Consider the following 18,937-nt stretch of genomic DNA (forward strand, 5'->3'; position numbering starts at 1 on the left):
CCCGCGTTACAACGCATCAGGGGTAACAAAGTATTTATCGCGAAAAACAGCAGTTTCCGGCCCAAATCGGTGGAAAAAGCTGTTTCAGGCGTTTTCAGGTCTGTAACAGGAAGGTTACCGGGCCATCATTGACCAGGTGCACCTGCATGTCCGCGCCAAAACGCCCTGATGCCACTTTGCCATGCAACTGTTGCGCCTTCACTACCAGGTAGTCAAAAAGCTCTTCGCCAAGGGCCGGCGGCGCGGCTGTGGAAAAGCTCGGGCGCAGCCCGCTCTTGGTGTCCGCCGCCAGGGTGAATTGCGACACCAGCAGCAAGCCGCCCTGCACATCCGCCAGGGACAGGTTCATCTTGCCCTCGGCATCACTGAACACCCGATAGTTAAGCAGCTTATGCAGGAGTTTGTCGGCACTGGCCCGGGTGTCCTCGGGCTCCACCGCCACCAGTACCAGCAATCCCTGGTCCACCGCGCCGACTATTTCCCCGGCGACTTCCACCCGCGCGCCACGCACGCGCTGCAACAGGCCCTTCATGCTTCTTCGGGCGGCAGGTCGAGCAGACGGCGCGCCATCTGGTCGGTGGCGCGTACCAGAGCATCGGTGATGCCCGGCTCGGAGGCGGCGTGGCCAGCGTCGCGGATCACCTGCAGCTCGCTGTTGGGCCAGGCCTGATGCAGCTCCCAGGCGTTGTCCAGCGGGCAGATCACATCGTAGCGGCCATGGACGATGACCCCGGGCAGATGGGCGATCTTGCCCATGTCGCGGATCAGCTGGTCAGGTTCGAGGAAGGCGTTGTTGGTGAAGTAATGGCATTCGATCCGGGCAATCGACAGCGCCCGCTGCGGCTCGGAGAAACGGTCCACCACCAACGGGTTGGGGCGCAGGGTCGCGGTGCGCCCTTCCCAGCCCGACCAGGCCTTGGCCGCATGCATCTGGGCTATCTGGTCGGTGCCGGTCAGGCGCTTGTGGAAGGCGCTGACCAGGTCATGCCGCTCTTCCAGGGGAATCGGCGCCACATAGTCCTGCCAGTAGTCGGGGAACAGGCGGCTGGCGCCACACTGGTAGTACCACTGGATCTCCTGGGGCCGGGCAAGGAAGATGCCCCGCACGATCAGGCCGAGCACGCGCTCCGGGTGGGTCTGGGCATAGGCCAGGGCCAGGGTCGAACCCCAGGAGCCGCCAAACAGCACCCACTTGTCGATGCCCAGGTGCTGGCGAATGCGCTCAAGGTCCGCCACCAGGTCCCAGGTGGTGTTGTTTTCCAGGCTGGCGTGAGGGGTGGAACGCCCGCAACCGCGCTGGTCGAACGTGACGATGCGATACAGATTCGGGTCGAAGTAGCAGCGGCTGGCCCCATCGCAGCCCGCCCCCGGACCGCCATGAATGAACACCACCGGCAAACCTTCCGGTGAACCACTTTCGTCGACATACAGCACGTGCGGCTCGTCGACGGCCAGATCGTGCCGGGCATAGGGTTTGATCTGCGGGTACAAAGTCTGCATTACGCGCTCCGTGGAGGTCGGGTTCATCCCTGGCGGGGACTACATTTATTCTGCCGTCCGGCATCATAAACCCGAATTACGCAATGAGCATGTCCTTGGAGAAAACAGGGTTGTTTGCAGGTTTTGCGCGGGGGTCGAAGGCGCTTCGCGAGCAAGCGCGCTCCTACACAAAGGCGTGTACCCGCTGTAGGAGCGCTTGCTGTCAGGCGTAACGTTCCTGCCCCCAGGCCAGCAGCCCCTGGAGCAATTCCTTGAGCACCACCTGGGTCGGTGCTGCCAGGTCCTCGCGATAGCGGAACGGTTCGAACTCTTCCATGTAGGCGCTCTGTGCCAGCTCCAGTTGCACGGCATGGATATGCTCGTCCGGGTTGCCGTAGTGGCGGGTGATATGCCCGCCCTTGAAGCGCCCGTTGAGCACATGGGTGTAGTCCCCGTGGCCGGCGCAGATCGCCTCCAGCCGGCTGGCCAGTTGCGGATCGCAGCTGGCGCCATTGAAAGTGCCGAGGTTGAAGTCCGGCAGCTTGCCTTCGAACAGGTGCGGGATCAGCGAGCGGATGGAGTGGGCATCGAACAGCAGGACATAGCCGAATTCGGCCTTGAGCCGCGCCAGCTCTTCCTGGAGGGTGCGGTGGTAAGGCCCCCACACCTCGTGCAGGTACTGCTCGCGCTCCTCACTGGACGGCGCCTGACCTTCGACGAACAAGGGCTCGCCGTCGAACAGGGTGGCCGGGTACAGGCCCGTTGTGGCCCCCACGTACAGGGGCTTGTCATCGGACGGGCGGTTCAGGTCGATGACAAAACGCGAATATTCGGCCGCCAGGGTACTGGCCCCCAGCTCCTGGGCGAACTGGTACAGCCGTGGAATGTGCCAGTCGGTGTCCGGCAGGCTCTGCGCCTGGGGCACCAGCCCGGCCGCCACCGCCGGGGTCAGGCGCGTACCGGCGTGGGGCATGCTGATCAGCAGCGGCACCCGGCCTTGTTTGAAATTCAGAACCTTATCCACAACCCTTCTCCTACACAGTCACTTCAACGCCGTGTCGCACGACGCGCTTTTCCAGATCGCCGCCCAGCCAGTAGGCCAGGTCGGCAGGACGATCGATCTGCCAGGCGACGAAGTCCGCCACCTTGCCCACCTCCAGCGAACCATGGGTCTTTTCCATGCCCAGGGCCTGGGCCGCATGCAGGGTAACCCCGGCCAGGGCCTCCTCGGGGGTCATACGGAAACAGGTACAGGCCATGTTCAGCATCAGCCGCAGCGACAACGCCGGTGACGTACCGGGATTGAGGTCGCTGGCCACGGCGATCTTCACCCCGTGCTTGCGCAAGGCTTCCATTGGCGGCAGCTGGGTTTCCCGGAGGAAATAGAAGGCCCCCGGCAGCAACACCGCCACGGTCCCGGACGCCGCCATGGCTATTGCATCCTCCTCGGTCATGAACTCCAGGTGATCGGCGGACAGCGCATGGTAGCGGGCCGCCAGGCTCGAACCATGCAGCGACGACAGTTGCTCGGCGTGCAGCTTGACCGGCAGGCCGAGCTGTTGCGCGGCAATGAACACCCGCTCCACCTGCTCCGGGGAGAACGCCAGGTATTCACAGAAGGCATCCACCGCGTCCACCAGCCCCTCGGCCGCCAGGGCCGGGAGCATCTCGCTGCAGATATGCTCGATGTAGGCATCGCTGCGCTCGGCGTATTCCGGCGGCAGGGCGTGGGCCGCCAGGCAGGTGCTGCGCACGCTGACCGGCAACTCTTCGCCCAGGCGACGGATCACCCGCAGGATCTTGCGCTCGCTGGCCAGGTCCAGGCCGTAGCCGGACTTGATCTCGACGCTGGTCACGCCATCGCGCAACAGGCTCAGCAGACGCTTGCGGGCGCTGCCGAACAGCTCCTCCTCGGTGGCGGCCCGAGTAGCCCGTACGGTACTGGCGATACCACCGCCGGCAGCGGCGATCTCGGCATAGCTCACCCCTTGCAGGCGCTGCTCGAACTCACCACTGCGGTTGCCGCCAAATACCGTGTGGGTGTGGCAATCGATAAAGCCCGGGGTTACCCAGGCTCCAGCCAGGTCATTGACCTGGGCGTAGTCGCCGGCCGGCGCCTCCGAGCGCCGGCCGATCCACTCGATGTGCGCCCCTGACGTCACCATGGCCGCATCCTCGATGATCGAGTAAACACCCGAGGCCATGCTGGCGACGTTGCAGTGTTGCCAAAGAGTTTTCATCCAACCTCCATTAATGGTCAGTAGGTAAAGGAGCGTCGCTCATGATCGCCTGGGCCTGCCCCGCCATGGGCTTGACCCACAGCATATAGGCCACGATCAGTAGAGCGATCCACACTACGCCGACGATCAGCGCTCCCTGGGTTTTCGGGAAATAGCCCAGCACGCCAAAGATGAACAGCATGAAGGCAATAGCCGCCGCCGGGGCCCAAGGCCAGAATGGCACCTTGAACTGCAACTGGGCCACCTGCTCGGCGGTCATCGAACGGCGCATGGCCACGTGAGTCAGGAGAATCATCAGCCACACCCAGACCGTGGCGAACGTGGCCAGGGACGCGATCAGCAGGAAGATGTTTTCCGGGATCAGGTAGTTCAGCACCACCCCGATCAACAGAGTCACGGCCATCACCACCACGGTCATCCACGGCACCCCGTGCTTGGACACCTGGGCAAAGCCCTTGGGCGCCTGCCCTTGCCGGGCCAGGCCATACATCATCCGGCCGGCGCCGAAGATGTCGCTGTTGATGGCCGATACCGCCGCCGAAATCACCACGATATTGAGGATAGTGGCGGCCGAGCTGATGCCCAGGCTGTCAAAGATCTGCACGAACGGGCTGCCCTGGGTACCGATCTGCGGCCAGGGGAAAATCGACATCAGCACGAACAGGGTCAGCACGTAGAACAGCAGGATACGCAGCGGCACGGCATTGATCGCCTTGGGAATGACCCGCTTCGGATCCTGGGCCTCGCCCGCAGTGACCCCGATGATCTCGATGCCGCCAAAGGCAAACATCACCACGGCAAACGAGGCGATCACCCCACTGATGCCATTGGGCATGAAGCCGCCGTGGGCCCAGAGGTTGGCGGCGCCAGTGGCCTGGTCCTGCGCGGCGCTGCTGATACCGAAGAGCATGATGCCCAGGCCCCCCAGGATCATCGCGACGATCGCCCCGACCTTGAGCAGCGACAGCCAGAACTCCATCTCGCCGAACACCTTGACGTTGCACAGGTTCAGGCCGCCGATGAACAGCACGATGCCCAGCACCCAGATCCAGCGCGCCACTTCGGGAAACCAGAAGCCCATGTAGATGCCAAAGGCAGTCACGTCCGCCAGGCACACGATCAACATCTCGAAGGCGTAGGTCCACCCCAGGATGAAGCCCGGCAACGGCCCCAGGTACTGGCTGGCGTAATGCCCGAACGAACCGGACACCGGGTTGTGCACGGCCATCTCCCCGAGGGCGCGCATCACCATGAAAACCGCCGCGCCACCGATCAGGTAGGCCAGCAACACGGCGGGCCCGGCCATCTGGATGGCCGAGGCCGAACCGTAGAACAATCCTGTACCGATGGCCGACCCCAAGGCCATGAAGCGTATATGGCGGGCTGTCAGCCCTCGGCGTAGTCCACTGTCTTGCGATTGCATGTCATCGTCCCTTTTATTGTTATCGGACAAGTCCGCCCCGCGCAGGGGTGCGGGGCGGAGGAAGCAGACGCTCCGCGCCTGTCTTGCAGGTAAAGCCAACCAGCACGGGCCGCAGCTCCACGCCGAGCGCGAAGCTGCCTGGCGGCCCGGCGTGCATTACAGGCTCGGCAACAACCGGGCTGGCAGCAGCCCGTTCAGGCAACGCGAAGCCAGCAACTCACTGGCGGCGTTGATGTCCGGTGCAAAGAAGCGGTCCTTCTCGTAGTACGCCACTTTCTCGCGCAAGGTGGCACGGGCCTTTTCCAGGGTCGGCGAGGTTTTCAGGCCTTCGCGCAGGTCCAGCCCCTGGCAGGCCGCCAGCCATTCCACAGCCAGGACACCACGGGTGTTCTCGGCCATTTCCCACAAGCGCTTGCCGGCGGCAGGGGCCATGGAGACGTGGTCTTCCTGGTTGGCAGAGGTAGGGATGCTGTCCACCGAGTGCGGGTGGGCCAGGGCCTTGTTCTCGCTGGCCAGGGCCGCGGCGGTGACCTGGGCGATCATGAAGCCGGAGTTGACCCCGCCATTGGCCACCAGGAACGGCGGCAGCTGGGACATGTGCTTGTCCATCATCAGCGAGATCCGCCGTTCGCTCAGGGAGGCGATCTCGGCGATGGCCAGGGCCATGTTGTCGGCGGCCATGGCCACCGGCTCGGCGTGGAAGTTGCCACCGGAAATCACGTCACCTTCGGCGGCGAACACCAGCGGGTTGTCCGACACGGCGTTGGCTTCCACCACCAGCACTTCGGCAGCCTGGCGCAACTGGGTCAGGCAGGCGCCCATCACTTGTGGCTGGCAACGCAGGGAATACGGGTCCTGGACCTTGTCGCAATTCTTGTGCGACGCGGATACCTCGGTGCTGTCCCCCAGCAACGCGCGATAGGCCGCGGCGGTATCGATCTGCCCGCGCTGACCACGAGCGGCGTGAATCCGCGGGTCGAATGGCGAGCGCGAACCCAGCACCGCTTCCACGGTCAGGCCGCCGCACACCAGGGCGCCGGCGAACAGGTCTTCGCCCTCGAACAGACCGCGCAAGGCGTATGCGGTGGAAACCTGGGTGCCGTTGAGCAGCGCCAGGCCTTCCTTGGCGGCCAGGGTCAACGGCTTGAGGCCGGCCACTTCCAGGGCCGCTGTCGCTTCCAGCCACTGCCCCTTGTAGCGCGCCTTGCCCTCGCCCAGCAGCACCAGGGACATGTGGGCCAAAGGCGCCAGGTCGCCGGAAGCACCCACCGAACCCTTGAGCGGGATGTGCGGGTAGACCTCGGCGTTGATCAGGGCGATCAAGGCGTCGATCACCTGGCGGCGGATCCCGGAGAAGCCACGGCTCAGGCTGTTGACCTTGAGCACCATGATCAGGCGTACCAGGTCATCGCTGATAGGCTCGCCAACACCGGCGGCGTGGGACAGCACCAGCGAGCGCTGGAGGTTTTCCAGGTCGGCGCTGGCAATGCGGGTCGAGGCCAGCAGGCCAAAACCGGTGTTGATGCCATAGGCAGTACGATTCTCGGCGAGGATCTGCTCGACACAGGCGACGCTGGCGTCGATCTGCGCCGAGGCGCTGCCATCCAGGGTCAGGGTCAGCGGCTGCTGATAGATGGCCCGCAGTTGGGCCAGGGTCAGTTGGCCGGGAATCAGGTTTAGCGCAGTCACATTCATGCTCCTTTTGAGAGTTTTGTAATAACTAGCCAGTCGCTCCGGAAGCTTCCGTTGTCCGTCGCCACCCGCAGCTTGAGCAGGTGGCGCCTTGGCACGCTGGCGATGGGGAAATCCGTTTTATTGCACCTTGGAAAAGCGTTTGTTGAGCAATCGCGGGTCCTTGAGCAAGGCCGCCACGCTGGCGATATCCGGGGCCAGCCAGCGGTCCTGGTCGTAGGCCGGAACCCGCTCGCGCAGCAGGCACCAGGCAATGCCGGTGCCGGTGCCGAAGCGCTGCTCCTTGAGAAATTCGAATGCCTGGGCCGCCAGCAGGTACTCGATGGCGAGGATCTGGGTGCAGTTTTCCAGCACCTGCAGCAGCTTCAGGGCGGCGTTGGTGCCCAGGCTCAGGTGGTCTTCCTGCAGGCCCGAGGTGACGAAGTTGTCGAGCACCGCCGGCTGTGCCAGCTGGCGGTTCTGCGCGCACAGCGAGGCCGCCACGTACTGCACGATCATCATCCCGGAGTTGACCCCGGGCTCGGCCACCAGGAACGCCGGCAGGCCACTGACATGGGGGTTGATCAGGCGGTCCAGGCGGCGCTCGGCGATGGAGCCGATCTCGGCCATGGCAATCGCCAGCACGTCCGCCGCCAGGGCCACCGATTCGCCGTGGGGGTTGGCCTGGGACACCACCCGATAGTTGTCCGGGGTGCCCAGCAGCAACGGATTGTCGGTGGCGGCATTGAGCTCGGTTTCCACCTGCCTGACCGCGTGGGCCAGTTGATCCCGGGCAGCACCGTGCACCTGGGGAATCGAGCGGATGCTCAGGGCGTCCTGGGTACGGATGCCCTTGCTGGAAGCGATCACCTCGCTGCGGTCGAGCAAGGCCCGCAGGTTGCTGCCCACCACCTGCATGCCGGGGTGTGCCTTGAGGGCGATGATCTCGGCATCAAAGGCGGCGATCTGGCCGCGCAGGGCCTCGAAGCTCATGGCGCCGATCACGTCGGCCCACTGCAACAGGCGGCTGGCATCGGCCAGGGCCAGGCAACCGAGGCCGGTCATGCACGGCGTGCCGTTGACCAGGCACAGACCATCCTTGGCCCCCAGTTGCACCGCTTGCAGCCCTTCCTCGGCCAGGGCCTGCTCGGCGCTGACGATGTGCCCGCGATAGCTGACCTGACCGACGCCGAGCAGCGCCACGCCGATATGGGCCATGTGGGTCAGGTAGCCCACCGAACCCTGCGACGGCACCTGCGGGGTGATCCCGCGATTGAGCAGCGCCAGCAGCGCCTGGACCACCTGCCGGTGGATCCCGGACTTGCCGTGGCTGTAGTTGATGATGGCCGCACAGATGATCGCCCGGGTCTGTTCGTCGGCCAGCACCGGGCCAACTCCGCAGGCATGGCTGAGCAGGGTATTGCGCGACAGCTGGCTGAGCTGCTCGCCGGCCAGCAACACATTGCACAAGGCCCCAAGGCCGGTGCTGATGCCATAGGCGCGCTCGCCGCTGTCCACCACTTTGCGCACGATGGCCTGGGCATTGTCGATCCGCGCCCAGGCCTGCTCCGAGAGTTCGAGCTCAGCACCGTGGCGGGCGACGGCGACAACATCCTGCCAACCCAGGGGGGCGTCGGCGATTACGATCTTTTCAGCCTGGAACATCGTTAACCTCGTGGTGAAATCCGGGGGCCTCTTCGCTGGCAAGCCAGCTCCTACGGGCCCGGGGCTTGTGGGCTGTTGAACTACACCGTCGCGGCACGACGCTGGACAAAACGGTCGACGTACTCATCCGCCGGTGAATGCAGGATCTCCCTGGGCGTGCCCACCTGGATCAGGCGGCCGTCCTTGAGGATCGCGATGCGGTTGCCGATGCGCACGGCCTCGTCCAGGTCATGGGTGATGAAGACGATGGTCTTGTGCAGCGTCTTCTGCAGCTCCAGCAACTGGTCCTGCATTTCTGCGCGGATCAGCGGGTCGAGGGCGCTGAAGGCCTCGTCCATGAGAATGATGTCGGTGTCCGCCGCCAGGGCCCGGGCCAGGCCGACCCGCTGGCGCATGCCGCCGGACAGCTGGTGCGGGTACTTGTTCTCGTAGCCCTTGAGGCCCACGGTGTTGATCCAGTGCAAGGCACGCTCGGCACACAGTGCCTTGCTCTCGCCGCGCACCTTGAGGCCGTAGGCAACATTGTCCTGCACGTTGCGGTGGGGCAGCAGGCCGAAGCTCTGGAACACCATGCTGATCTTGTGCCGGCGAAACTGGCGCAGGGCCTCCATGTCGTATTGCAGGATGTCCTCGCCGTCCACCAGGATCGCGCCGCTGGTGGGGTCGATCAGGCGGTTGAAGTGGCGCACCAGGGTCGACTTGCCAGAGCCGGACAGGCCCATGATGACGAAGATCTCGCCGGTGCCGATGCTCAGGGACAGGTCGTTGACCCCGACCACACAGCCGGTCTCGGCCAGCACCTGGTCCTTGCCCTTGCCTTGGCGGATCATCGCCAGGGCATCGGCAGGGCGACTGCCGAAAATCTTGAAGACGTTCCTCACTTCGATCTTGCTGATGGCAGCGCTGCTCATTTGCTCACCTCATGGCGCGGACGACCGTAGGCCTGGGTAATGCGGTCGATCACCACCGCCAGAATCACGATCGCCAGCCCCGCTTCCAGGCCGCGCCCGACGTTGAGGGTCTGGATCCCCACCAGCACATCCTCGCCCAGGCCACGGGCACCGATCATCGAGGCGATCACCACCATCGACAGGGCCATCATCGTGGTCTGGTTGATCCCGGCCATGATGCTCGGCAGGGCCAGGGGCAGTTGCACACCGAACAGTTGCTGCCAGCGATTGGCGCCGAAGGCGTTGATCGCCTCCATCACCTCGCCGTCCACCTGGCGGATCCCCAGGTCGGTGAGGCGGATCAAGGGCGGCGCGGCGTAGATCACCGTAGCGAAGATCGCCGGCACCTTGCCCAGGCCGAACAGCATCAGCACCGGGATCAGGTACACGAAGCTGGGCATGGTCTGCATGATGTCCAAGAGCGGCATCAGCACTGAGCGCAGGCGGTTGCTGCGGGCCGAGAGGATCCCCAGGGGGATGCCGATCAGCACCGAGATCAGGGTCGCCACCAGCATCAGCGCCAGGGTCTGCATCAGCTTGTCCCACAGCCCCACCGCGCCCACCAGGAACAGCAGGCCGACGATCACCGCGGTGGTCAGCAGCTTGCGGGTGGCGTGCCAGGCGATACCGCCGACAATCGCCAGCATCAGCCACCAGGGCGCCATGCGCAGCAGGCCTTCGAGGTTGACGATGGCCCACAGCAGGGTGTCGGAAATGTGCCGGAACACATCGCCATAATGGGTCACCAGGGCGTCGACCCAGCCGTTGACCCAATCGGCGATGGAAAACGTGAAGCTTTCTGGAAACATAGGAAACTCTCGCTCAAAGGAGGTTGCTGTCCGGTTGCCGACGGCCCTTGGAGCCGCCGGAAAAGCCCGGGCTACAGGGCCGCGTCGATTTTCCCGGCGGCCTCTTCACTGACCCATGGGTGCCAGACTTCAGGATGTTCCTTGAGAAAGAGTTTCGCCAGTTTCGGCGACTCGATGCGCTCGCGGCTCATGCGCGCCAGATTCTGGTTGAGCAGGTCGATCGGCAGGTTGACCTTTTCCAGTACCGCCACCAGCTCCGGGGCCTCGTCGTGGAAGACTCTGGACAAGCCGACCTTGATGCTCACGCTCTTGTCGACGCCAGGTTTCTCATCGAGCTTGACCAGGTCCACCTGGCCCATCAGCGGGGTCGGCGACCAGTAGTAGAAGAGGATCGGCTCGCCGCGCTTGTAGCTCGACAGTACCGCCGCATCCAGGGCCGGGCCGGTGCCCGGGCGGAAGTTGGTGTAGCTGCTTTCCAGGCCGTAGCTCTTGAGCATCTCGCTGTTGTCCAGCTCGCAGGTCCAGCCCGCCGGGCAGTTGTAGAAACGCCCCTTGCTCGGTTCTTCCGGGTCCTTGAACACGCTGGCGTACTTGCCCAGATCGGCAATGTTCTTCAGGTCCGGGGCCTTGGCTTCGAGCTTGCGCTTGGCGTCGCCTTCGATCACGTAGCGCGGGACGTACCAGCCTTCGACAGCACCCACCACCGGCGCGCCGACGCCCACCACCTTGCCGGCCTTCTCGGCCTTGTTCCACACCTCGCTGCGGCCCACCCACTCTTCGGCGAAGATCTGGATGTCATTGCTGCCCAGGGCGTTTTCCATGGTGATGGAGTTGCCCGGCAGGCTGTCGGTCTTGCAGCCGTAGCCCTTCTCCAGGACCAGCTGCAGCACGTCGGTCAGCAACATGCCGCTTTCCCAGTTCAGGCCGGCGAACTTCACCGCCTTGCCCGACTCGCACCAGCCCGCGGCCTGGGCGCCGGAAGCGGCCAGCAGGCCCATGGACAGCAACGTGGTCAGCAGGGTCTTATGCATTTTCATTGTGTGACGCTCCTAATCATGAGTTGGCTTACGGCAGTTAAGAGGCATCCAGCCCTGTCCACGTCCAATCAAGACTCATACCGCTGCAGCGCGGGTGGTCCCACTTGTTTTTTGTTCGGTGGGCGCGCCCTGCTCTACTGGCAGGATCAGGTGCTCGGGCACCGCGCCATGCCACTTCTTCGCACAGGCGTAGTACAACGCCGCGGGCACCACCAGGCCGATGATCCAGGAGATGTCGGTATCTCCGAGGCTCGCCACCAGGGGGCCGGTGTAGAAGTGGGTGGAAATGAACGGCATCTGAATCAGCACGCCGAACACATAGATACTGATGCCCATGACATTCCAGCGGCCGTAGCGACCGTCCGGATTGGACAGCGCGGGGATGTCATAGCGCTCCTTGGTAATGCAGTAGAAATCCACCAGGTTGATCGCACTCCAGGGTGTGAAGAACGCCAGCAGAAACAGGATGAAGGCGGAGAAATCCTTGAGGAACGAATCCTTGCCCAACAGTGCCAGGGTGGCGGCAAGCGAGACCATGATGAAGATGTAGAACAGGCGCACACCGCTGCCGATATGCCGGCTGCCGCGAAAGCCGCTGATGATGGTGGCGATCGACATGAAGCTGCCGTAGGCATTCAGCGTGGTCACCGTGACCTTGCCGAAGGCCACGGCGAAATACAGCAGGCCGGCGACGATACCGGTACCGCCGAGGCTGACGATGAACGACACCTCGTGGTGGGCGAACTGGGACCCGGCCAGGGCCGCCGCGAAGACCCCGAAGACCATCGCGGCCTGGGCCCCGATCACCGAACCCAGGCCTACGGCCCAGAAGGTTTTCGCCGCCGAGGTGCTGCGCGGCAGGTAGCGCGAGTAGTCCGCCACATAAGGGCCGAAGGCGATCTGCCAGGAAGCCGACAGCGATACCGCCAGCAGGAAGCTGGCCAGGGAAAAATGCTTGTTGCCGAGCAGGGCCGCGATGTCGTTGCCTGCCAGCAGCTTGTAGAACAGGTAGATGAAGGCCACCACGCCAAGCACGCTGGCGATCCGCCCGATGCCGTGGATGACCCGGTAGCCGAAAATGGTGAAGACCATGATCGAGCCGGCGAACAGCAGGATGCCGGCCCAGTCTTCGACGTGCAGCAGTTGCGCCACCGCCTGCCCCGCCAGCAGCGAACCGCTGGCGGAAAAGCCGACGTACATCAGGCACACCAGCACCAGGGGAATCACCGCACCGTACACGCCGAACTGCACGCGGCTGGAGATCATCTGCGGCAGCCCCAGTTGCGGGCCCTGGGCGGCATGCAGGGCCATGACCCCGCCCCCCAGCAACTGACCGACCAGCAAGCCGATCAGCGACCAGAACACATCACCGCCCAGGACCACTGCCAGGGCGCCGGTGACAATGGCGGTGATCTGCAGGTTGGCGCCCAACCACAGGGTGAATTGACTCAAGAGACGACCGTGTCTTTCCGCTTCCGGGATGTAGTCGATCGAACGCCTTTCGATCAACGGTTTGTTGCTTGCACGATCATTCGCTAAAGCCATGGACGTCGAACCTCTAGTGGGCACTGCAGACGATTTCCCCTGTAGGAGCGAGCGGGCTCGCGAGGCGGTGTGCCTGATGCACCGCGGTGCATGCTTGGCCAGCAAGCTGGCTCCTACAGAGAACGGTGGTTACTTGCCGGTGATCATCGGCAGATTCAGGCCCTGTTCCTTGGCGCAATCGATGGCGATCTGGTAACCGGCATCGGCGTGACGCATCACCCCGGTGGCCGGGTCGTTGTGCAGCACCCGGGCAATACGCTCGGCCGCTTCATCGGTGCCGTCGCAGACGATCACCATCCCCGAATGCTGGGAGAAGCCCATGCCGACGCCGCCGCCGTGGTGCAGGGAAACCCAGGTCGCGCCACTGGCGGTGTTCAACAGGGCATTGAGCAGCGGCCAGTCGGATACGGCATCGGAACCGTCCTGCATGGATTCGGTTTCACGGTTCGGGCTGGCCACGGAACCGGAGTCCAGGTGGTCGCGACCGATGACGATCGGTGCCGACAGCTCGCCGCTGCGGACCATTTCGTTGAAGGCCAGGCCGAGCTTGGCGCGCAGGCCCAGGCCAACCCAGCAGATCCGTGCCGGCAAGCCCTGGAAGCTGATGCGCTCGCGCGCCATGTCCAGCCAGTTGTGCAGGTGGGCGTCGTCGGGGATCAGTTCCTTGACCTTGGCGTCGGTCTTGTAGATGTCCTGCGGATCGCCGGACAGCGCCGCCCAGCGGAACGGGCCGATGCCACGGCAGAACAGCGGACGGATATAGGCCGGGACGAAGCCGGGGAAGTCGAAAGCGTTTTCCACGCCCTCTTCCTGGGCCATCTGGCGGATGTTGTTGCCGTAGTCGAAGGTCGGAACCCCCATTTTCTGGAAGTCCAGCATGGCTTGTACGTGCACGGCCATGGACTGCTTGGCCGCCTTGATCACCGCCGCCGGCTCGGTCTGGGCGCGGTCACGGTACTGCTCCCAGGTCCAGCCCTTGGGCAGGTAGCCGTTCAGCGGGTCGTGGGCGCTGGTCTGGTCGGTGACCATGTCCGGGCGCACGCCGCGGCGTACCAGTTCCGGCAGGATCTCGGCAGCGTTGCCGCACAGGGCAATGGAGATGGCACGGCCTTCGGCGGTGTATTTCTTGATCCGCGCCAGGGCGTCGTCCAGGTCGGTGGCCTGCTCGTCGACGTAGCGGGTCTTGAGGCGGAAGTCGATGCTGGTCTGCTGGCACTCGATGTTCAGCGAGCAGGCTCCGGCCAGGGTCGCGGCCAGTGGCTGGGCACCGCCCATGCCGCCCAGACCGGCAGTCAGCACCCAACGGCCCTTGAGGTTGGAATCGTAATGCTGGCGGCCGGCTTCGACGAAGGTTTCATAGGTGCCCTGGACGATGCCCTGGCTGCCGATGTAGATCCAGCTGCCGGCGGTCATCTGGCCGTACATGGCCAGGCCCTTGGCATCCAGTTCGTTGAAGTGTTCCCAGCTGGCCCAGTGCGGCACCAGGTTGGAGTTGGCGATCAGTACCCGCGGGGCGTTGCTGTGGGTCTTGAACACGCCCACCGGCTTGCCGGACTGCACCAGCAGGGTTTCGTCGTCATTCAGATGGGTCAGGGCCTCGACGATCTTGTCGTAGCACTCCCAGTTGCGCGCCGCGCGGCCGATGCCGCCGTACACCACCAGCTCCTTGGGGTTCTCGGCAACTTCCGGGTCGAGGTTGTTCATCAACATGCGCAGCGGCGCTTCGGTCAGCCAGCTCTTGGCGGTCAGCTTGTTGCCGCGTGCAGCACGGATTTCGACGTTACGGTATTTAGTTGGCTTGCTGTCGGTCACGGAAAAACTCCTCGGCGATGAGTCCAAGGTGCGAAGAGGATTCCATCGACTCTTACGCACACATATTTACTTGTACATACAAGCATATGCAATCAAGCGGCCAACTCCCTCAAGATCATTCTCATAAACCTGACGAACACATCGCAGGCCTTGTAGAACGGGGCTTTCAACCAAAGATAAATTTTCAGCGAAGGTTTTTGGCCACGCGCGCAGCTGTTACCAGGATGGGCTTTTGCGCCGGGCTGGGGCGTTCGGTAACAAATGAGTGCGCGCAAGAAACAGCAGGCGCGCCGGCGCAGGCACGCAGGACCCCGCATGAAGCCGAGGGCAACCAAGCACGAATAAAGAAAGGAGGTTTGCAGCATCCGCAGGCCGTATCCGGCCTGCGGCAAGACGCGATGAATCAGCGGGCGGTGAGTTCGATCACGCAGCACAGCCCGTCCAGGGCGACTTCCAGCAGCCCGCGATTGCCTTCCAGGCGCAGGCAGTCATAACGCCCCAGTGCTTGCACCGGTGCGCTACCGGTATCCACCCAGGCTTGCTCGGCAGCACTGAACAGCAACAAGGTGTGCGCCTGGGTGAAAAACCGCTGCTGGCCATCGAGCCACTGCAAACGGGCGACGTAGCGCTGTGGGCAATAGATCAGGTTGAAGTCGCGGATCGCCCCCTCCAGCAGTGTGCAATCGACCTGGCTGGCGCCGCTGAAGGCAAAGGCGTCCAGAGGCAACAGCGGCCGCACATCCTCGCCATCGATGGTCAGTTGCATGCCCGCGCCCTGGAGCACGGTGATGACCCGCTGGTAACCGGCAAAACTGGAAAACCCGCCGGACTCGGCGATATCGGCAATCGACAGGCGCCAGCCGAAACCGTCCAGGCCGTCACCGGTATCCCGGGCAATCTCTTCGGTGCTGCCTCCACCGTTTTTCCAGGGCATGCGTGGGTAGTCGGCGGCACGCAGATGGGTGAGCTGGATCATTTGTGAAAGCGCCCTTCCAGACGATGACGGGAACCGGGGTGGATCAGCCGCGCGGCGGTCACCGGCTGGCGCCCGGACCAGGTGCGACGGCGAATCAGCAGGCAAGGCTCGCCCCGCTCGATCTGCAGCAGCCGGCATTCTTCGGCTTCGGCGAGAATCGCCTCCACCACATGCTCGCCCTCGGTCAGGGGCGCGACCTGGGACAGATAGGCGTAGGGAGTCTGCAGGGTGAAGTCCTGCTTGAGGTACTCCGGCGCCACCAGGGCGTTGACGAAACGGTCCTCGATCTGCACCGGGATGTCGTTCTCGAAATGCACGATCAGCGAGTGGAAGACCTTCTGCCCTTCACGCATGTCCAGGGCCAGGGCACGCTCGGAACCGGCGGCTTCCTCGCCCAGGGTGATCACCTGGCAGGTGTGGCGATGACCGCGGGACGCGATCTCGTCGGCAATGTTGTGCACTTCGAACAGGGCGGACTGGCTCTTGGGTTCGGCGACGAACGTGCCCACGCCCTGCATCCGCACCAGCATGCCTTCGGCCGTCATCTCGCGCAGCGCGCGGTTGATGGTCATGCGGCTGAAACCCAGCTGATTGACCAGCTCGCTTTCCGAGGGAACACGGTAGTGCGGCGGCCAGTTTCCGCTCTCGATCTGCTGGGTGATCATCTGTTTGACGCGGGCGTACAAGGGCGCCGGACTATCGCCCAAGTGGGCAGCCAGCGGCGATTTGGCAGGCGGAGTCGGCACAGGAAATCCTTGTTGATCGATAAAGGTGGCTAGCTTGCCGGAGTTTACCGGGCAGGCAAACGTCTGTATATGTATATACAAATAACAAACGATAGGGTGCTTGAACCATGTCCGCCTTTTTCGCCGAACGTGCACTGCTGCCTGATGGCTGGGCCAACCATGTACGCCTTGAAGTCAGCGCTAACGGCCAACTGACACAGATCCAGGCCAACGCCAGCGCAGACGGCGCGGAACGGCTCAAGGGCCCGCTGCTGCCGGGCATGCCCAACCTGCACTCCCATGCATTCCAGCGGGCCATGGCCGGGCTGGCGGAAGTGGCCGGCAACCCCAATGACAGCTTCTGGACCTGGCGCGACCTGATGTACCGCCTGGTGGGCAAGATCAATCCCGAGCAGTTGGAAGTCATCGCCCGCCAGCTGTATATCGAAATGCTCAAGGCCGGCTACACCTCGGTAGCTGAATTCCACTACGTGCATCACGACAGCGACGGCAAGCCCTACGCCGACCCCGCCGAACTGTCCCGACGCATCAGCCAGGCCGCCGCCGGCAGCGGTATCGGCCTGACCCTGCTGCCAGTGCTCTACAGCCACGCAGGCTTTGGTGGCCAGGCACCGAATGACGGCCAGCGCCGCTTCATCAACAGCACGGAAAACTACCTCAAGCTGCAACAGCACTTGCAGCCGCTGCTGGCGCAGCAGGCCAACCAGCAACTGGGCCTGTGCTTTCACTCGTTGCGAGCGGTCACGCCACAGCAGATCAGCGAAGTGCTGGCTGCCAGTGATCGCCATTGCCCGGTGCATATCCACATCGCCGAGCAGCAGAAGGAAGTCGACGACTGCCTGAGCTGGAGCGGCCGGCGTCCATTGCAGTGGCTGTATGAAAACGTCGCGGTGGATCAGCGCTGGTGCCTGGTCCACGCCACCCACGCCAACCCCGAGGAAGTCAGCCTCATGGCCAGCAGCCGGGCCATCGCCGGCCTGTGCCTGACCACCGAGGCCAATCTGGGCGACGGTATTTTCCCGGCGGTGGACTTCTTGGCCCAGGGCGGGCGCCTGGGCATCGGCTCCGACAGCCATGTGTCCTTGAGCGTGGTGGAAGAACTGCGCTGGCTGGAGTACGGCCAGCGCCTGCGGGACCAGCGCCGCAACCGCCTGTACCGCGCCGACCAGCCCATGGTCGGCCGGACCCTGTACGACGCCGCGCTGGATGGCGGTGCCCAGGCCCTGGGACAAGGCATTGGCGCCCTGGCCGTGGGTACCCGCGCCGACTGGCTGGTGCTGGATGGCAACGACCCCTACCTGGCCACCGCCGACGGCGACGGGATTCTCAACCGCTGGCTGTTCGCCGGCGGCGACCGTCAGGTGCGCGATGTGATGGTGGGTGGGCAGTGGGTCGTGCGCGACGGGCGTCACGCCGCCGAAGAAGACAGCAGCCGGGCCTTTACCCAGGTCCTGCGTGACCTGCTCAACTAATCCCGACCTGTAGGAGCCGGCTGGCCGGCGAAAGCATTCTCACGAGCGCCTTCGCCGGCCAGCCGGCTCCTGCGGATGAGCTTATTTCGAGGTCTTGGCCATGGCCGAGTCCGACACCCGCCAGATCAGCCGCGTGGTGTCATACCCCTGCTGGCGAGCCTTGCTCAGCAGTTCCTCGCGCACCGTTTCGTTGACCTCCTTGGTCCGCGACAGCAGCCACAGGTAACGGCGGTTCGGGTTGCCGACAATCGCGGTCTTGTAGTCATCGCTGACGTACAACACCCAGTAGTCGCCCTTGGTAGCGCCCGGCAGCAGCCGCGAGAACCAGTTATCGAACTCCACCCACAGCTTGTCGGTCTTGCCCGGCACTTGAGGCGTGGCCGTACCACGGGCCTCTTCCCATTTCCATTCCGGGGTCAGGCAGCGATTGAGCACCGCCACGTTGCCCTCCGGCAGCAGGGTATAACGAGCCTCGGATTGCGCACAGTTGCGCTGGAAGTACATGGGCAACCGCGCCAGCTCGTACCAGGTGCCCTGATAACGCTTGAGATCGACGTGGTTGACGGTCTTGGGCGCCAGCGAATCGTCCCGGGACGTGGCGCAGCCGGCCAAGAGCAGGCCGACCAGAAGAGTGACAACAAAACGCATCATTATTTTTCTCCCGTGGGCCCGAAGCCCCGGTTTTTTTTACTTCAGGCCTTGCCCGGAAAACATCAGAACCTTGTCACCGGCGTACTGCACGCTGATAAAGCTGTTCTTGTCACCCCAGGTGCAGCTGGACATGCCCAGCGCGCCCGAACAGTCAGTCGGCTTGCCCAGGAGTTGTTCGACCTCGGCCTTGGGCATACCCGCCGACAGCTTGGAATAGTTTTCCTGATTGACCTTGCTGCACGCGGCCAGCAGCACGCAGAACGACAACAGAGCGAGAGAACGCAGGGACATGGTGAACTCCTGAACAAAAGGGGGAAGGCCTGTCAGCCAACCAGAAGCTTAGAAGAGAAAACCCCCTTCTGGTTCCCCGGGGAGACGGGTATTTCTTGCCTGGCAAACCGGGCAATTGCCTCGTAAATCAAGGACCTTTTTGCCGCACCTGACAGTTCGTCGGCTTTGTG

The 18,937-nt window shown here is 63.8% G+C and carries 17 protein-coding genes; 1 reads left to right on the forward strand and 16 read right to left on the reverse strand.

The genetic code is table 11. From position 1 onward, the window contains the following. Window positions 1-94 precede the first annotated feature (94 nt). The 14 genes from dtd to hutC all read right to left on the reverse strand — a co-directional run bounded on the left by dtd (window position 95) and on the right by hutC (window position 16,353). Complete coding sequence (gene dtd / locus BLS75_RS26525) at window positions 95-532, reverse strand: D-aminoacyl-tRNA deacylase (RefSeq protein ID WP_015633852.1); 438 nt, start codon at window positions 530-532, stop codon at window positions 95-97. Then, window positions 529-1,500 (reverse strand): prolyl aminopeptidase, encoded by a 972-nt coding sequence (pip, locus tag BLS75_RS26530; RefSeq protein ID WP_011058786.1) that lies wholly within the window; start codon window positions 1,498-1,500, stop codon window positions 529-531. Before pip ends, dtd begins: the two co-directional genes overlap by 4 nt. A gap of 202 nt (window positions 1,501-1,702) precedes the next feature. Further along, window positions 1,703-2,503, reverse strand: a complete 801-nt coding sequence (gene hutG, locus BLS75_RS26535) for an N-formylglutamate deformylase (RefSeq protein WP_072452093.1) — start codon at window positions 2,501-2,503, stop codon at window positions 1,703-1,705. Window positions 2,504-2,513: 10 nt separating this feature from the next. Further along, entirely contained in the window at window positions 2,514-3,719 is a 1,206-nt protein-coding gene (hutI, locus tag BLS75_RS26540; protein ID WP_041115309.1) for an imidazolonepropionase, read from the reverse strand. A gap of 10 nt (window positions 3,720-3,729) precedes the next feature. Next, on the reverse strand, window positions 3,730-5,142 hold the full coding sequence (locus tag BLS75_RS26545) for an amino acid permease (RefSeq protein ID WP_015633849.1): 1,413 nt from the start codon (window positions 5,140-5,142) through the stop codon (window positions 3,730-3,732). A 156-nt stretch (window positions 5,143-5,298) separates the two neighbouring features. After that, window positions 5,299-6,837 carry a histidine ammonia-lyase gene (gene hutH / locus BLS75_RS26550; RefSeq protein ID WP_019095429.1) on the reverse strand — a complete coding sequence of 513 codons (1,539 nt, stop codon included), beginning with the start codon at window positions 6,835-6,837 and terminating at the stop codon, window positions 5,299-5,301. Window positions 6,838-6,954: 117 nt separating this feature from the next. Continuing rightward, entirely contained in the window at window positions 6,955-8,478 is a 1,524-nt protein-coding gene (hutH, locus tag BLS75_RS26555; RefSeq protein WP_072452094.1) for an HAL/PAL/TAL family ammonia-lyase, read from the reverse strand. Window positions 8,479-8,558: 80 nt separating this feature from the next. Continuing rightward, window positions 8,559-9,389 (reverse strand): quaternary amine ABC transporter ATP-binding protein, encoded by an 831-nt coding sequence (locus BLS75_RS26560; RefSeq protein WP_011058780.1) that lies wholly within the window; start codon window positions 9,387-9,389, stop codon window positions 8,559-8,561. Beyond that, window positions 9,386-10,237, reverse strand: coding sequence for an ABC transporter permease (locus BLS75_RS26565; protein WP_011058779.1), 852 nt, complete (start codon window positions 10,235-10,237; stop codon window positions 9,386-9,388). The genes BLS75_RS26560 and BLS75_RS26565 overlap by 4 nt, the downstream gene beginning before the upstream one ends. A gap of 71 nt (window positions 10,238-10,308) precedes the next feature. Next, a complete protein-coding gene (locus BLS75_RS26570; protein WP_011058778.1) occupies window positions 10,309-11,274 on the reverse strand; it encodes an ABC transporter substrate-binding protein in 966 nt (321 codons plus the stop codon). 75 nt (window positions 11,275-11,349) lie between these two features. Further along, complete coding sequence (locus BLS75_RS26575) at window positions 11,350-12,819, reverse strand: purine-cytosine permease family protein (RefSeq protein ID WP_011058777.1); 1,470 nt, start codon at window positions 12,817-12,819, stop codon at window positions 11,350-11,352. Between the two features lie 129 nt (window positions 12,820-12,948). Next, window positions 12,949-14,631 carry a urocanate hydratase gene (gene hutU / locus BLS75_RS26580; protein WP_011058776.1) on the reverse strand — a complete coding sequence of 561 codons (1,683 nt, stop codon included), beginning with the start codon at window positions 14,629-14,631 and terminating at the stop codon, window positions 12,949-12,951. Window positions 14,632-15,034: 403 nt separating this feature from the next. Continuing rightward, a complete protein-coding gene (locus BLS75_RS26585) occupies window positions 15,035-15,607 on the reverse strand; it encodes a HutD/Ves family protein (protein ID WP_011058775.1) in 573 nt (190 codons plus the stop codon). Next, window positions 15,604-16,353 carry a histidine utilization repressor gene (gene hutC / locus BLS75_RS26590; protein ID WP_011058774.1) on the reverse strand — a complete coding sequence of 250 codons (750 nt, stop codon included), beginning with the start codon at window positions 16,351-16,353 and terminating at the stop codon, window positions 15,604-15,606. The genes BLS75_RS26585 and hutC overlap by 4 nt, the downstream gene beginning before the upstream one ends. A gap of 107 nt (window positions 16,354-16,460) precedes the next feature. Between hutC and BLS75_RS26595 the strand changes: the two genes are divergently transcribed. Continuing rightward, window positions 16,461-17,825, forward strand: a complete 1,365-nt coding sequence (locus BLS75_RS26595; protein WP_019093926.1) for a formimidoylglutamate deiminase — start codon at window positions 16,461-16,463, stop codon at window positions 17,823-17,825. 81 nt (window positions 17,826-17,906) lie between these two features. Here BLS75_RS26595 and BLS75_RS26600 read toward each other — a convergent pair whose 3' ends face one another. Together BLS75_RS26600 and BLS75_RS26605 are read right to left on the reverse strand one after the other, a co-directional pair. Beyond that, the gene (locus tag BLS75_RS26600) at window positions 17,907-18,476 is read right to left on the reverse strand and encodes a lipocalin family protein (RefSeq protein ID WP_072452095.1); all 570 of its coding nucleotides are present in this window, start codon (window positions 18,474-18,476) and stop codon (window positions 17,907-17,909) included. Window positions 18,477-18,512: 36 nt separating this feature from the next. Next, window positions 18,513-18,767 (reverse strand): hypothetical protein, encoded by a 255-nt coding sequence (locus BLS75_RS26605; RefSeq protein ID WP_011058771.1) that lies wholly within the window; start codon window positions 18,765-18,767, stop codon window positions 18,513-18,515. Window positions 18,768-18,937 lie beyond the last annotated feature (170 nt).

The organism is Pseudomonas sp. NFPP12 (genome assembly GCF_900103205.1).
Taxonomy (GTDB): domain Bacteria; phylum Pseudomonadota; class Gammaproteobacteria; order Pseudomonadales; family Pseudomonadaceae; genus Aquipseudomonas; species Aquipseudomonas protegens.

Coding starts and splice junctions, on each gene's coding strand:
- dtd (WP_015633852.1), bottom strand. CDS start 532: ATGAAGGGCCTGTTGCAGCGCGTGCGTGGCGCGCGGGTGGAAGTCGCC.
- pip (WP_011058786.1), bottom strand. CDS start 1,500: ATGCAGACTTTGTACCCGCAGATCAAACCCTATGCCCGGCACGATCTG.
- hutI (WP_041115309.1), bottom strand. CDS start 3,719: ATGAAAACTCTTTGGCAACACTGCAACGTCGCCAGCATGGCCTCGGGT.
- BLS75_RS26545 (WP_015633849.1), bottom strand. CDS start 5,142: ATGCAATCGCAAGACAGTGGACTACGCCGAGGGCTGACAGCCCGCCAT.
- hutH (WP_019095429.1), bottom strand. CDS start 6,837: ATGAATGTGACTGCGCTAAACCTGATTCCCGGCCAACTGACCCTGGCC.
- hutH (WP_072452094.1), bottom strand. CDS start 8,478: ATGTTCCAGGCTGAAAAGATCGTAATCGCCGACGCCCCCCTGGGTTGG.
- BLS75_RS26560 (WP_011058780.1), bottom strand. CDS start 9,389: ATGAGCAGCGCTGCCATCAGCAAGATCGAAGTGAGGAACGTCTTCAAG.
- BLS75_RS26565 (WP_011058779.1), bottom strand. CDS start 10,237: ATGTTTCCAGAAAGCTTCACGTTTTCCATCGCCGATTGGGTCAACGGC.
- BLS75_RS26570 (WP_011058778.1), bottom strand. CDS start 11,274: ATGAAAATGCATAAGACCCTGCTGACCACGTTGCTGTCCATGGGCCTG.
- BLS75_RS26575 (WP_011058777.1), bottom strand. CDS start 12,819: ATGGCTTTAGCGAATGATCGTGCAAGCAACAAACCGTTGATCGAAAGG.
- BLS75_RS26585 (WP_011058775.1), bottom strand. CDS start 15,607: ATGATCCAGCTCACCCATCTGCGTGCCGCCGACTACCCACGCATGCCC.
- BLS75_RS26595 (WP_019093926.1), top strand. CDS start 16,461: ATGTCCGCCTTTTTCGCCGAACGTGCACTGCTGCCTGATGGCTGGGCC.
- BLS75_RS26600 (WP_072452095.1), bottom strand. CDS start 18,476: ATGATGCGTTTTGTTGTCACTCTTCTGGTCGGCCTGCTCTTGGCCGGC.
- BLS75_RS26605 (WP_011058771.1), bottom strand. CDS start 18,767: ATGTCCCTGCGTTCTCTCGCTCTGTTGTCGTTCTGCGTGCTGCTGGCC.